The 14,924-nt window shown below is 41.2% G+C and carries 15 protein-coding genes; 1 reads left to right on the top strand and 14 read right to left on the bottom strand.

Features of this window, described 5'->3' with window-relative positions:
* The first annotated feature begins 166 nt into the window (after positions 1-166).
* The gene (locus AC58PV_RS24195) at positions 167-466 is read left to right on the top strand and encodes a MazG nucleotide pyrophosphohydrolase domain-containing protein (protein ID WP_497435093.1); all 300 of its coding nucleotides are present in this window, start codon (positions 167-169) and stop codon (positions 464-466) included.
* 262 nt (positions 467-728) lie between these two features.
* Here AC58PV_RS24195 and AC58PV_RS24200 read toward each other — a convergent pair whose 3' ends face one another.
* The 14 genes from AC58PV_RS24200 to AC58PV_RS24265 form a co-directional block, all read right to left on the bottom strand.
* Entirely contained in the window at positions 729-1,070 is a 342-nt protein-coding gene (locus tag AC58PV_RS24200; RefSeq protein WP_497435095.1) for a YolD-like family protein, read from the bottom strand.
* 111 nt (positions 1,071-1,181) lie between these two features.
* Positions 1,182-2,051, bottom strand: coding sequence for a hypothetical protein (locus AC58PV_RS24205; protein ID WP_497435096.1), 870 nt, complete (start codon positions 2,049-2,051; stop codon positions 1,182-1,184).
* Between the two features lie 115 nt (positions 2,052-2,166).
* Positions 2,167-3,102, bottom strand: a complete 936-nt coding sequence (locus tag AC58PV_RS24210) for an HNH endonuclease (protein ID WP_497435097.1) — start codon at positions 3,100-3,102, stop codon at positions 2,167-2,169.
* Positions 3,099-4,415 carry a PDDEXK family nuclease gene (locus AC58PV_RS24215; RefSeq protein ID WP_497435098.1) on the bottom strand — a complete coding sequence of 439 codons (1,317 nt, stop codon included), beginning with the start codon at positions 4,413-4,415 and terminating at the stop codon, positions 3,099-3,101. Before AC58PV_RS24215 ends, AC58PV_RS24210 begins: the two co-directional genes overlap by 4 nt.
* Positions 4,416-4,438: 23 nt before the next feature.
* On the bottom strand, positions 4,439-4,864 hold the full coding sequence (locus AC58PV_RS24220) for a hypothetical protein (RefSeq protein WP_497435100.1): 426 nt from the start codon (positions 4,862-4,864) through the stop codon (positions 4,439-4,441).
* Positions 4,865-4,982: 118 nt separating this feature from the next.
* On the bottom strand, positions 4,983-5,168 hold the full coding sequence (locus AC58PV_RS24225; protein ID WP_497435101.1) for a hypothetical protein: 186 nt from the start codon (positions 5,166-5,168) through the stop codon (positions 4,983-4,985).
* A gap of 233 nt (positions 5,169-5,401) precedes the next feature.
* Positions 5,402-9,247: a hypothetical protein gene (locus AC58PV_RS24230; RefSeq protein WP_497435102.1), complete on the bottom strand. Its 3,846-nt coding sequence runs from the start codon at positions 9,245-9,247 to the stop codon at positions 5,402-5,404.
* Between the two features lie 463 nt (positions 9,248-9,710).
* Positions 9,711-10,556 (bottom strand): hypothetical protein, encoded by an 846-nt coding sequence (locus AC58PV_RS24235; protein ID WP_497435103.1) that lies wholly within the window; start codon positions 10,554-10,556, stop codon positions 9,711-9,713.
* A 162-nt stretch (positions 10,557-10,718) separates the two neighbouring features.
* A complete protein-coding gene (locus tag AC58PV_RS24240; RefSeq protein ID WP_497435104.1) occupies positions 10,719-10,883 on the bottom strand; it encodes a hypothetical protein in 165 nt (54 codons plus the stop codon).
* Between the two features lie 75 nt (positions 10,884-10,958).
* Entirely contained in the window at positions 10,959-11,114 is a 156-nt protein-coding gene (locus tag AC58PV_RS24245) for a hypothetical protein (protein ID WP_497435106.1), read from the bottom strand.
* A gap of 173 nt (positions 11,115-11,287) precedes the next feature.
* The gene (locus tag AC58PV_RS24250; protein WP_497435107.1) at positions 11,288-11,701 is read right to left on the bottom strand and encodes a hypothetical protein; all 414 of its coding nucleotides are present in this window, start codon (positions 11,699-11,701) and stop codon (positions 11,288-11,290) included.
* Between the two features lie 124 nt (positions 11,702-11,825).
* Complete coding sequence (locus AC58PV_RS24255; RefSeq protein WP_497435108.1) at positions 11,826-12,485, bottom strand: hypothetical protein; 660 nt, start codon at positions 12,483-12,485, stop codon at positions 11,826-11,828.
* A 10-nt stretch (positions 12,486-12,495) separates the two neighbouring features.
* On the bottom strand, positions 12,496-13,383 hold the full coding sequence (locus tag AC58PV_RS24260; protein ID WP_497435109.1) for a hypothetical protein: 888 nt from the start codon (positions 13,381-13,383) through the stop codon (positions 12,496-12,498).
* A 459-nt stretch (positions 13,384-13,842) separates the two neighbouring features.
* Positions 13,843-14,439 (bottom strand): hypothetical protein, encoded by a 597-nt coding sequence (locus AC58PV_RS24265; RefSeq protein WP_497435110.1) that lies wholly within the window; start codon positions 14,437-14,439, stop codon positions 13,843-13,845.
* Positions 14,440-14,924: the final 485 nt, after the last annotated feature.

The raw sequence follows: 14,924 nt of genomic DNA on the forward strand, positions 1-14,924 counted from the left end.
CTGACTGCTTATTTTAAACACTAAGTTCTAGTATAACACGCTATGCAAACGTATGATCCGATTTCCATTAAAAACTAATGACACCTTGGAAAAACGATAACTTGGTTCTATAATTGATAGGGAGCACCCTAACACGAATACATAATAAAGGGATGGATAGGCATTAATGAAAATAACTGAAATGCAAAAACACGTTAACGAGCTTAGTATCTCCAGAGGATTTGATAAGTCCACAATAGAACAAAGAAGTCTCTTTCTTGTTACTGAAGTAGGTGAAATGGTTCGAGAATTGTTGCATATTTCTTATCATCCAGATCACAAAGACATTGAGGAAATAAAAGAACGCCTTGGGCTTGAAATGTACGATATTGTTTGGAATATCTGCGAACTTGCCAACAAGTTAGAGATTGACCTAGAAAGGTCTTTCACGAGTAAGATGGAAATAAACAAAACAAGAACTTGGTAGTGCTGATCGCTCCTTGATGATGTAATTTTGTAAAAATCTTAAAAGCGCCGTGCTCTAGACGCGGCGCATGGCAAGGACATAACCTTATAGATTCAAGTACACGTCAAGACCAGTAATCTGCATTATGATCCAGCTGTTCGGGTACTTGTAGTAAGCTTTCAGGTTTGTGGTTAGCTCAAGCATACTAACGACTCCCTCCTTCGCAATACGGTTCTAAAAAGCAAGAATGCCTTCCAAGGGCGAACCCCCAGAAGGCAAAAACTTAGTCAATATAATGGTTATCATGGCATGTTGCTTTCAAAACCTCGCTAAACTTGATCCACTCACACTCTCCAACTCGGAACTGGCGTAGCTGTTGATCTACCCTCGTTACGATACCGCGGATCTCCCTATTCTCGAACGGATCAAATACTTCAAATGTCGCTTCTGCTTCTTGGCGGTAGGATTGAGCGACAGCAGCTGCAATGGTTTGAATCTCATCTGTGGCTAAGGTCGGCTTCTCGCGGCGGTTTTGCTCTTTATAATTTTGGATGATGCTATTTCGATGCTCGGGCAAGATGAAGCGTGTTTCCCACATTCCGTTACCTGCAAGCTTATGTCCCATTATTTATACCCCCAATACAAGAACTAACGTTCGATTATTAATTAAATTATATTGGATATGATCTGGAACCGCAAGATGATTAATGCTACCAAAATCATGTTATGGCTGTTTCTATTGCAAAGGCGAGATATCTCTTTTAAATAGAATTTTCTTGAGATCCTTCTTAGCATCTTCTTTCTTATCCTTAACCCCTAGAAAATCAACTAAGGAATTCAATGAACTATATCGACCGTTCAACACCCATATACCCTTTGCTATTTTGTAACTAATGTCGTTCTCTAAATCCCGCACCGTTTCCATCAAATCATACATATTAATATCATCGATAATCTTATTTTCCATTAAAAACTTTACAATTGCATAAATTCTTTCGTCATCGATATTTTTTGATCTTTCTGTAGCTACATTTAACGAAGAACCACTACTGTCCCCATGAACCAATATATTATAAATAAAGCTTTGAATATCTTCCTTAAAAACGGCAATGCTCTCTAAACAGTGTGAGATGGTCTCCAATTCTTGTTGTACTTCATCTTCTGAGAGTTCGAGATCATCCTTCAGCCATTTGATAAATTCTTCTGCTGAAGACAAGTCAATCTCATCTTCATTTTCTCTTAGGTAATCCTGAGCACCTTGCACAATTTTATCAACAAGTTGTTTACTAAGTTTCGTCTTGATGCTGTCCTCGTGATTTTTCTTCATTTTAATCAAGTCTTTAACAGGGTATTGAGAAGCCTTTTTGTCTATTTTTTTGTGGTGTTTTGAGCACATAAACATAAGATTAGCTACACCATGACGTTCTTTATCGCTTTGATTTGAATTATATCTAGGTCCACCTGGACTATCTGCTTCGATATGTGCTAATTCACCGATATAAATTTGGTCTTCTTCATCGTAAATAGGTTCATCACAATTTGGGAATGCACACTGATTGCCACTTTTCAAAGCAACATCCCTGGTGACTGGTTTATTTGGTGTCATACTCCGAACTCCTTAAACTGATATGATTTCATGTTTACCAAAAATATAATATCCCCTAATTTATTATAAAAATAACTGATACAATGAACTATTTCGGGTAGAGATCGCCTAGAACTTAATTAAGCTTATCCTTGTGACGAGTTCGATGCCAGTTCAGGTACGGCAGATTCTTCTCGTTGACCGTGATGATATCAGTGTCCCTAATGTTCAATGACATTATCGTTAAGAGATCGAGCAAAGGCGAAATGATGATCTCGCCTGAATCCTGGAATGAGATATACCCCTTATCGAATAAGGAATCGTGATTTGGACAAAGCAGGAAACCGTTATTGGGATCAACCCGTTCCTCTGGCTTCTCTATGCACTTACTCCAAGGTTTGATGTGGCTACCAGTCAGAAAGCGCTCATCCGAAACGCTGCACATACGGCACTTCTTGCTTAGATCCAGTAGGTCTCGCTTGAATTTACCCTGACCGATTCTAGCTTTAATCATTTGATCCTTTTCGGTTGATGATAATGGCAGGGAGTTTACCCCGTTAGCCATTTCCTCCATCTCTTTTACCGTATCTTCGGGCAACTTGTTGTTGCTGTAATTGTTGTAAGGGAAGGTGTCCAGCTGCTTTACTGGAATCAACTCATAGATGAAATCCTTCTTCTTGTTTAAATAAGTTACATCTTGCGTTGTTGTAGCGAAAGCTCTCGGAATAAACGTAAAGTAGCAAAAATCAGTATTGAACCCCTCATGATCGAAGTATGTTCGAACTACTAAAGTATGACTTACTTTAGATGGAAGCTCTAGGACAGCAGGGACGTTTGGAACCGAGGTTCTTGGGTTGTCCTTACCTTCACGATGCCAACGGACGGTAATCTTAATTGATTCACCGTTATCACCGTGTACGAAATGGGATTGCTTTTGGGTTTGCTTATTATTATCTTTAGTCGTTTCAGCACCATTATCCTTCAACCATTTCTCCGCTCGTTCCTTACCTATCTTATGTAACCACGGATTTACAACAGGATCATCTTTTGTGGGAATTACTGCAAACTTCATCGACTATTCTCCATCTCAGCATTATTGTTTGTCAGCGCGGCTAAGTGTTTTTCTAAATATTCCTCTAAATTGGAAAGCTCCAAGTAAGGGACTACGATCAAGGGTATACCCCTGGATGTACAATAGTCAGTCTTAATCGAATCATTCCTACGCCGTTCCTCATGTCCCGATGTTCCACCAAATGCTTTGACCATTTCGTAATGCTGCCTACCGTGATACTCGATAAGACAAAGCAGAGTGTCTCCATTAAATACTGCAAAATCGAAAGGTAAGGGTTTTTTGTAACGGCAATCATCGAATCTATACTGACGAATGAAGCTAAGCTGCTGTTGGGTTAGGAAATTAGTTATTCGCTTCTCACCCTTAGATTCTCTGCAATAAGGACATCTATTACCATTCCTGAACTCATCTAACGAAGTCTTGAACTTAAAATCGCAAGTCACATGACGCATCATTATTTTGGTCTTTGAAGTGACATACTCGCCAAGCACCTCATACTCAGAACCCTCTTGCTCGAAGATATATTTTTTGAAATCCTCTGTTGTCCATTGGATATTGCCAGCACACCTCGGGCATCCATACCCCGCTATGAGATTATCGGGAGAAGCACTGTATTCATGATCGCAAACAGTATGTCTTAGCTCGATCTTGGTTCGATTGTTCTTGTACTCTCCGAGGATGATATACTCGTCACCATATTTATCCTTGATTGACTGTTTGAACTCTTCGGTGGTTTTTCTTATATTACCGTAACAATAAGGACATCTGTTACCTTTAATAAAGTCATTAGGTAAAACGGTATACTCTTTACCGCATGACTTGTGCAAAACGGGTATTTTGGACTTAGCTCCCGTATACACCCCAAGGAAAGTGTACTCATCACCAACTAGATCGTATACTTGCAGCTTGAACTGTTTATCGGACTTCTTTTGTGCTCCAAAACATTGAGGACAGCGAGTCCCATCTAGGAAGTGGGCAGGAGTGACCATATAGTTATGTCCACACTTATTATGCTGCATCTCTATTTTAGTCCCATTAGCGACATAATTGCCGATAACTCGATACTCATCAGCAACGAGATTCCTAACTTCGCTCTCAAATTGATCCTGAGTCCTTCTCCTGCTTTCAATAAAACATTTTCTGCATCTCGTTCCATTGATGAACATGTACGGTCTCATCGAAATTTCGGAGTTACATTTGTTATGTCTGAAGGTGATCTTGGTGTTGGCGTTTATATATGTTCCAAGAACTGTGTACTCTTCCCCTGCTAAAACATAAACCTTTAGCTTATAAAGTTCTGTGGTCATTTTCATCGGATATCACCAGATCCTATACCTCATGACGTTATATAATTGGCTTGTTCCGGCACAACCGTGAACTTATTCGGACCACCAAGAACCCGAATGTAATTACCCCATATATGGAACTTCCAATGTTCGCCTTCGTTTGGGTTTACTACCTGAAGGTCGAGAGTAATCATCTTACGTAGCTCCTTAAAGTCTACGTAATAGATGTTGCTACCTTCTAGTCGAACAGCTAAAACCGCGATGTCCGCCTCATCCAGAAGTTCTACTTGTTTTATTGTGAGGTCAAACCAACCCTTACCGTTCGGGTGAAGCTTGGAGGATGGTGTGCAGACAACGATCCGCTTTCCATTGATCATACCTTGAAACATAATTTGTTTCCTGTTAATTGTTGAAAGGGAACAGCCGTACTTTTGAGTTAGTTTGTTAACAACGATTTTCTTGTCAGGAACAGACATTTCAAAACCCCCATATGCCGTATTTTTCCATATCATAGCATATGGTTTTGTAACCTGCAGAGGATTTTGAAGGGCTAACAGCTTGCTGTTAGCCGAGTCGTGGCTAAACACGATTGCATTACTTGTTTCTGCCTCCTGGCTCAAAATCATTTCGGCACCATCTGACAAAGTTGGTTGAATGGGTTAGATACGTCTTAGCGGTTTTTGGCTTTAGGTTACCTACTGCCAATTGCTCCGTTACTTCTTGCTCATACTGCTCATACAATAACTCCAATTGTTTAATAAGATCCTGCGATGCTTTCATTCGGTTTAGCCCCCTTGGGATAAGTAATAAGCCTATTATACTGAATTGGAAGCATTTGCATAAGTAATTGGAACTATGTGATTCGACATATGTGATTGAAGTATGTGATCAAACTATGTGTTAAAGTATGTGATTTAAAATACCATTCATGCTGTGTGATTGATGGTAAGTTATCCATAAAGAAAGAAAAAGCTGCCGTTTTTCACTGGCAGCTGTAGAACCCTGATGGGGCATTATTTTTTTGATACCGCTCCTTCCTTGCCCTTCGAACCATCCTTGTTTTTCAAATCCTTGTATACCGCGTAGCCTGCTATTCCTGCTGCAACCACTGCCCAAGGTCCCATAAATGCTGCCGCGAGAGCTACCCCCTTGATAGCCAATGACCATCCTACCGTATTGGACGCAAATCTAACTGGCTTTGAGTCCCATACACGTTCCATAGGTGGCGACGAGACTTTATCTACTCTCATATTGAAAGCTTTTCGAAGCTTTTCAGTTAAAGTAAATCCTCCGCGACCATTATTGTCATACTCTTTTGAAGTGGCTTCATCAGTAATCTTAACTCCGGCTATATACAACTCACTTAGATTCGGAAAGCGTTCAAATATGCGAGGGTTCGGCTTTCTTGGAAAGAGAAGGTGCCAAGGCTTACTCGGACTAAAGCCAATCTCCTGACGGACACGACCTTCTGCAAGCCTGGAATTATCGATCCTAAGACAAGTTAAGTTTTTGAACTTCTTCAAATCTCCGAAATGGAACAGGTCAACAACATTCCCTTTGCTCACTTTTAACTGAATAGCCCTTGGCATTGTCTTTAGAACTTCTGGTGAAAACCTCGGTCGGAAAGCAATATCGTTAATAACAAGTCCCGTCCCAGTAATCTCAACACTCTCTACCAGTCTGAAATCACCGACCATTAATTTTATCTTCTGCATTAAGTGTTCCGACATCAGACGAAGTGCGTTCAGTGTTGAGATAGCATTTCCGTTCGCATTAAAAACGCTGAATGGATTGGGTTTAGGCTCAAGCTGTTCCTCATACACATCCGAGTATGCCATGCGTTGGTTTGGAGAAACGTGAGCATCAGCATGTTTAGGCACACTCTTGGGTTGTTGTTGCTCTACATAACCTTGGAATTGACCTTCATCTAACTTATCCGAACGAACAGCTGCGGAAGCAGAACCTGTGAAATCACCGAACCAACTTTTTCCCCCTGCAGGGGGAATAGAAGCATCCTGTACTGTACTCGAACTAGACAGTGCTCTATCCGTTTGCATAGTTACTGGATTTGCAACGCTACCCTGGCTAGAAAACCAATCGAAGTCACCGTTACCGTCACTGGAGACAGAAGCGCCATCATCATGTCCATCTACACCAAGATACATTTGCTCCAATTTACTTATAGAAAAGATACTTTCAAAACTACAATCGTATAGATACTCTTCAATGCAGGAATAGGTCTTATTTAATCCCATTTGTTGAAAGACCCGAGTAATCAGGTTGTAGGCACTAGACATTTTCTCTGCCATCGCTGCATCATTCGAGTTACCCATGATGAGCTTCATTAAGCCGAGGAACCCCACTGACTCGCGAATTGAACCGTCTCGATTCAAGAGATTGTCTGTTACAACCGACTGCCGAACCGTATCGTCATTGATATTGGTTAACAAACTTCCGGTAAATGAGGACTTATCGACTCTCCCGGCACTATACTCGTTATGGTTGAAGTCGTTTTTATTAAGGACGAGATACGTCTTGATCATATCGATTGAGCCGTTGTCGTTGGTTGGCGTCTTGGAACCCCTATATCGGATAAAGTAGCCTCGTTCATCCTTAAACTCAGAACCGGAAAATCTGAAGCTTGGCAGACCATAGGATGGACTGTTACCACTGTCGCGTCCGATCAGCTTAACATTCATGTTGGCAACTAGGTTACCGAATACACTTTCCCTCCAACCCCCAACTTCCCCGAGTTTCCACTCGACTGGATCGGCTTTCTGCCCCAAAACGATTAACCCTACCCGACCTGCACCGCCAGTGGTGTTCATGATCGCACCCATACCATCCTTTAGATCTCTCATGAATACATCAATGAACTTCTGGGCGTAGAGGTATTCGGGAGTTTCTGCCTTGTCCTTTCCTTTAGGCTTAAACTTGGACTCTGCTCCTATCATTTTTCCGAGAACTATTGCGTAACGGCTGTTGGCTTTTTGTGCCTCGTCCAAAATGAAGAAAGCTTTATCCTTTGCAGGTAGGTGTCCCGAAGCTCTCAACCCCGCCAACAAACAAGCAAGCTGCATCGATTTCAAATAAGGAAGCATTGCCCAATCCTTTACATCTAAACCCAAACCTTCAGGAGCGTTCAGCCCATAGGGATATTTTCTTACTGGAGTTACAATGCTGCTATCATCAGCCCTTTGACCAGCTAGGGAGTCGATTGCGAAAATCGGAGCTTGTAACCCTTTGGAGGTTAACTCCTTTTCGGCTTCCCATAATGTAGCTGCCATATCGGGTTTGTAGTCTAGATAAAACACAGGGCAATTATCTGCATACAGGCTTGCCAATACATTGAGAGTCACAACACCCTTACCTGAACGGCTTCCTGCAATGATCCCGATGATGACATTACCAGCATCATCAAAGTTTTCGGTGATATCCTTACCATTCGTTCCTCTACCAAGAACAACACTCTTAGCTGAGGGAACTACCCCTGCAGAGAGCATTTTTTCGATAGCCTTATACGAGAAAAGGATCTCATTGGTGTAAGCCTTTTCGTCAAAAACATACAGAACGCTGCGAACCTTTACGCTATCCTCTTCCTCGTTAATTAACTTACCCGTAGAAGTGGCGAACATCTGAGTCGAGTTGGCTAACAAAAAGCCTCCGAACCCCTTCGGTAGTCCTTCAACCTTCATTCGCATCTGGAGAGCCTTTACCCGATCTAAGCTGTCAATGACAATACAGTTAGTGAATAGCTCTTTTAGAGCCATCTGCACACGAATGGTATCGTCACTTTCTACCTTGCTGAGCACACTACGGACTTTACTCTCAAGATCATTTTTTAAGTAGTTCCTAAACTCACTCCATTTAGGCTCCGTGCTACCATCTGCCTTGATACCGTAAATGTTTCGCACATGATACATTGGGCTGTAGACTTCATTAAGCTTCCCATCCGAGGACAAGAATGAAGAATTGATTACTTCCGATGAAGTGGTCGTTGGCAGGTAGCCGTTAGTGAATCTTGTTAAACCTGAATAAATCGCTTTGGCGTAGGATTGCCCAATTTTAATAATCCTCTGTTCCCCGCTTGGTGTAATAGTGAGAACCCCTTCCGAGGTTAAAACCCCTAAGGGACGATTAATGAAGCCAGGCGCATACAACTTATCGTAGGTATTGAGAATGTCCTGTACGATAGCTGATACTTCCATCTCGTCTACATTGCTGATTTCAGGATCTTCCTCAATAGACTCAACCTGCTTCGGCTGACCTTCAATAAGGAGCTCAAGGAGTTTGAGATTCTCCGCGATCACAGCTGTAGGATGAACATCAAATGTATCTGCGTCAATGGCTACCTCCCCAATGAACTGAGATTGTTGCATCTGAGATAAGTAAAATGCAGGATCAATATCACTCGATTGGCACAGCACTTTAAACGCTTCAGGAGTTAACCCTTTCTTGACTGCCTCAGACTCGATTCCTTTCCAAATAACAGCTGAAAGAGCTACCCCGAACAGATCGACAAGGATTGTATTATACTTCGGAATCATGTCAGGCTTTAAGAAAGGAGCAACTTCTGGGATACACTTCTTGATTAATGAAAGGTATGTTTTGTCAGTAGAAGTTGCTGCAATGGCTACATCCTCCATTCTTAGGCTCTTCAAAGCTGTCAATTCCCGAAGCCGAATTTCAAATAAAGACATACGCATGCTTTGAGGGTCAATACCCATCATATGCATGTACTTCAAGGCAACATCGGCAAAGAAATTTAAGGAGTCTTTCGGAGAGCTGCTGTCGATCGGAGTAGAGTCTTCCTCGCTAATATCCATTGGATAATCATCAACCCATTCTGCATTACTCATAATTTTCACCATCCGTTTAATTCGGTTAAGTGAATAAAGGATCACTCACTACTCCTGTAAAATTGATCAGCTTTACTTTGCTGAAATCGGTTAGTTTTTATTGGTTACAAAATCGAATGTGATATAACATCAGGAAAACAAAAAGAAGGTGTCGATTTCTCGACACCCTCACATTTCGTTATATATAATTAAAGAATCATGACCCCTCCAAGCACTGAAGGTACCTTCAATATCTAGGTGACGAGTATGAGATAGCGTCTGATTTTGTTGGACTTCACCTTGTACTTAATTTATTTTATCGCCGCACAACTCTTGGATTAGAAAAATATCGAGCGGCTATTCTAACTGCAGTGAACTACAGTGATATCAGCTTCTGTGGTTGGTTGGGTGGGTGGGCGGGTGAACACTTAAGGAAAAATAAAAATAGCTGCCAATTTTCACGACAGCTACATAACTCGACTCATTATTGAACCGGGGTTTCAGCATTTTCTTTTACTGAATTACTACCGTAGCGGAATGCAGAGTTGCCATCGAGCTTTTCAAGCAAAACCTTCCGAGTATTTTTATAATCTGTGCCCACCATTCCGATTCGAACGAGGAAAAGCCTGAAAGAGAATTTATCGTTGTCGGTGTCCTTCGACTTAGGTGAAGTGTACTTTAGCGTCTTGGCACAATCATTGAGCGTGGAGACAAAGTTTGTGTAAGCTTGGATCTTTTCGAGATTAGCTGCACCTTCTAGAAACTTAAAGACGATAGTGCTGTTGTCGAAGTCGAATGTGATGCCTGGGCAGAATTGTTCATTAAGTCCGTCAATCGCTAACTTGAAGCTTTCTAAGGTATCCACTTGGACTCCATTGATGTGTGAACTGAAAGCCTTGTCGATAATTATCCCTTCACCGCTGAGCGACTTTCTTATGAGGTCTTGTTTACTGTAGACCATATTTGCGAGATTCTTCAGGGTGGAGCCAGTGTGACCTTCCATTGTGACAACTACCTCGACATCGGAGATAGGACTTGTTGGTTGATCGGCTACCAATGACTGCTCAACGGACGGTTCAACAAGCGGTTCAACTGGAGGATCGACTTGCGGATCAGCTGACGCTTCCGCCGTTACTCCTTCGTTCAGTCCATAAACAAGGAAATTTAGGGTCACTTCGTTACCATCTGAAGACGTGATTGTCCCTGCTTTATCAATATTATAAATCCCTTGTGCTGTTTCAAGCTGATAAGCGAAGCTCGGCGCGCCCATATACCGCGCCGTTACACTAAAATGAGTTTCTAAAGCTTTTCTAATATCTTTTCTATCCATCGTTCCAAGCCTCCAATTATCGATTTAATGAGATTGTGTGTTTGTTATTAATCACTTGGAACGACAGAAAAATCAAGATAAATTTAGGAGAATATAGCAAACCATCAATGCAAAACAAAAAGCTGCCTTTTTTCGCGGCAGCTCTGGAACTACTTAATACTATTATTTCTCCTTACGAACACCCTTAAATGTTCCACCGGATGTCTTTTGATCCATGATACGCCCTGTCTCTACATCACGCTTTGCCCAATTCCCATTTGGAGTTTGGAATTGGGAGCGATCACTAACTGCTCCCTTACGATATCCGTTTCCTGTGTTTTTAGCCATTGTAATAACCTCCATAATGTTGTTTTTATAGTTACGGCTCCCCTGCCACAGAGCCGCCAAATCTAAACTTTGCTTCTAACCTGCTTTGTCAGCCTTCTCTTTTTTCTTTTTATCGAGATAGGCTTCGTGCTGTTCGTCAGTTACTTCAAAGCATATTGCTTTCAAACCCAACTGTGCTGCAGTGACTATGGTGCCGTCTTTACGACGGATAGATTTACGACATATCAACATATTATCAGTCCTTTCAAATTGTTTTGCTTGAAGGGAACCAATCCTAGTGGTAGAATAAAAACCAGCTAAAGTATTTACGACAGGCACTAGGATTTGGCTTAGTGCTACACGCCCGTGGGTTCCCGACAAGGGAATTTGCGGGCTACTTTTTTGTCTAACATCTTCCCGACCTCCTATCCAAATAATTTACGCCACGTTGACTTGATAAAGTTAATGTTGTGACTTTTCACATCGACAGTGCGTTTCTCCTCTAACCCACCCTGTTTCAGCAAGCCTGGCTCTGTAACCGCGACAGTGAATGTATCTCCAATCTTTACATTGCTGTACTTTTTCAAATCGATTTCCTGACTTTGCGGCACATATGTATTTCCTTGGGTAATAATAATCGTCTTGTCCTCATTCCACTGGATAGTTGCTTTATCCCCATCCATAGAAACCACTTTTGCTTTGTACTCTACGGTCACCTTATCACCAAGTAATGAATTATAAGCCGATCTTCCCAAAGGAAGGATTATCATTACTACAATTAGCAAAAACGCCACTAACGGAATAGCAAATCTGTAGATCAACCTTGGTGCCAATCCCATACCTTTCACCTCCTCCCACGACTTCAAATTAAGAATTGAAATCGATTTTATAATAAAGACTGAAATCTTTGATTTCAATCCTGTAATTGAAGTCCCCTGTTATTAAAAGGAGATCGCTCTCCCCTCAAAATAAACTGCTATATACGAACTGTCTTCCGCCTTCTTCAAGCTGCTCTTCTTGGCGTTTCAACAACCTTTGCTCATGAAGCTTGTTGAGCTGCGTGCTTACAAGATTAAGCTTTTTTCCGAGCGAGTCAGAAGCAAATCTCGCGGTTATTTGCTTGTGCTTATAGGTAAGCTCAAGAAGTTCTTTTGAAGCATCACCAAGGTCACCAATAAGTTCAAACGATACCCCACTCTGAGCAACAACTACAACATCTTCGTCGCGAAGAGTTTTTCTAAGGTTGTATAGATGATCTTCTTCTTCACTCAAGTTTATAAGATACAGGTACTTGTCCTGTGTCTTAAGTTCTTGACGAAGCCACTTTAACGGTTTGACGATAACCTCATCGATTCCAGAACCATTCATACCTTCCACTTGCTCCATATCATAAACGAATACTGTGCCGTATGGAGCATCGATGATCTGATGCATTACCAACTGGTTCAGCGGAATCATTATTCGTCTACCGATTAAGCTTACCTTCTCTTCACCACCAGTTAGTAAGTTAATCTTAAACATAATGATCCACCATTTTCTATGTAGTTTGGAGGGAGAGGTTTCAATTTCGTAATTGAAATCAACCTCTTCCTTAAATTTAGTATATATTCTCGTGTCTGTCAAGTCTTCGCCTCTAGACATTTATTACAATGTAAAAATAAGTTCCGTAAAAATAATTCCCCACATCCAACAACTCTAGTCCGTCCTCGTGGATACGGTATGCACTATCATGTGTTCTAACATAGAACTCTGCATCTGAAGACCAGTCAAACGTTGTTTGCCTGACGTCGATTAAGCCTTTCCCACGATCCTCCTCTGGCTTACTGGTTGCTCGAGTGAAGATTGCCTTCTTGACGATATCATCGTTGTCCTTATGTGGTATATGCTTCTTTAAGGATTTAACAATACCCCTGCCTGTATCGCAAATGGCAATCTCAACTCTCGCGGGACGACTACTTGTTTTCTTATAGTATTGTACACACGAGTAACAGTCTGTTCCCGTATGTTCAACGGCGTTCTGACCCAGTTCCGTCACGATGCCAGCAATATCAGTTACCCTATTCTTAATAAGCCCTTTTGCTCTCATTATCTTCTTAACCGATCTATCGAGGTCGATAATGTCCTCATCAGATTTGGATACTCGCAGTTCATCAAGTTCCTCATCCTTCTGATTACGGTTGCGGTGATAATAAACTTCCATATTATGATCTTCTTCAAAGGAGTCTTTGACATCCGATGGGCATAGCTTCAAGAAATTCATTCGTTCCATATAGCCTAAGATATCAAGCTTACCTTTACTGGCATCATATTCAGGTGAATCCGTTTTTAAATAGTAGGTATTGTCCAAGTAATTTAGTGTCGACAGTAACACCGTTATTCCTACTGGTGATACCCATTTTAAGTTTGATAAATCAACAGGTAACCTATCGTAATTATCTATTTCATTCTTAATATTCGCACACTGATTTAACCACTCGTGAATATCAAGAATGGATCTTAAGGATGAAGTAGTTTGGAGCAATTCCCCGTTCCCCTAACCTCTAGTTTTGTACTATTCTTCCATATTACTCCATAGCATGAAGTAGGTCAAAGTGATTATTACTTTTGCACTATTTGAGCAAGAAAAAATCTACTGGCTACTTCTGATGTGTTTATATTCATGTCAAAATAAAAAGCTGCCGTTTTTCGCGGCAGCTGCTATACCCAACGCTAATGTTTTAGAAATTCACTTGCAAATTACCATTCACTCTCCCAATGCGACGAGCGTCACTACCAAAGCAACCGTTGTGGTTATAGATTTCTGATTCATTGTATACCAATGCTTCCGTTCCGTCATCGTATAAACGAAATACTTCAAAGTTGGTTGTAATAAAGAGTCCTAATGCCTCTTCTTTGCTTATTTTAAGCATACCATTCCAATTATAACTACACATGTGATAACACCCTTTCTATTCGAAATTTATGATGACTCGTGCCCCCTCTACTCCTGATAAGATTGGAGCCGTGCAATGACATACTCTTTGATCGATGGGAGTAACTCCTTGAAACGAGTGAGAACCTTATGAAATTGGTCGATATTTTCACGAATGTGAAGCTTTTCTTCAAAGTCTAACTCTTTACACTTGCTGAGACCTAGGTATTTATGTTTTTGGAACAGCTCTTCACAGAGGTAAAGGACTTCTACAAAGTAGAATTCTTTACACTCGCGGAGATCATTGTCATACAACTTCAATAATTCGCTGAAAAACTTGCTGAGTTTTTCGGCTTGCGAAGTATAAAGCTCATTTACGAACTCTGAGTTATCAATGTCAAGCCCCGCATACTCTTCGAACAATAATCCGTAAAGCCTGCTGAAATACTGTTTACTCGTTTTCGGTGTAATTTGATACTGTACGGTGGCATCAAGCTTCATGATATCTACAGCATCTTTTTCAATGATGGGTCGTAAGAAGGATTTGATTTCTTCGGAATCAATGATGTTGACTGGTCGGTTGAAGAGTTTCTTAAAGGCAAGAGCTAGATCGACTAGGGCATAGTAAGCTTTAATTTCTAATTTGTGTCCGTCAACTACATACACAGAAGGATCAAGGGTGGCAACCAAGTTGATAACTGAGTTGGAATGTTCAGCTCGAGCTAAAACTGGACCGAACAGCTTTAAGGTTACCCCTTTCTGAGCTGCTAACCATTGTAGATGGTGACGGTAGACAATGATGCTGTCGAGGACATTCTTGTTGGCAAGTTGACTTCTGACGGTTACATACTCCTTGATCTTTGGAAGGAGCTCCTTGAAACGAACATAATCCTGGGGTGTCCACCCTACCTCACTCGCTTATTGATCGCAAAGAGCCATGACTTCGTTAACGTCGAAGTCGTGTGTTGTTCGGAGATCGTTAGTTTGGAGTGGTAATAGGCTCTTGAAATGTGAATCGATTTGATTTGCTAGTAAAGCGTAATGGACTTCGTGAAATACAGTAGCAAAGTAACTGGATTCGCTTTTCTCGAACATTTTAACCATCAAGTTGAAAATCGGCTGACTCGACTTAGGAGTTATCTCATAAGACC

The organism is Paenibacillus sp. J22FR83, from assembly GCF_059691955.1.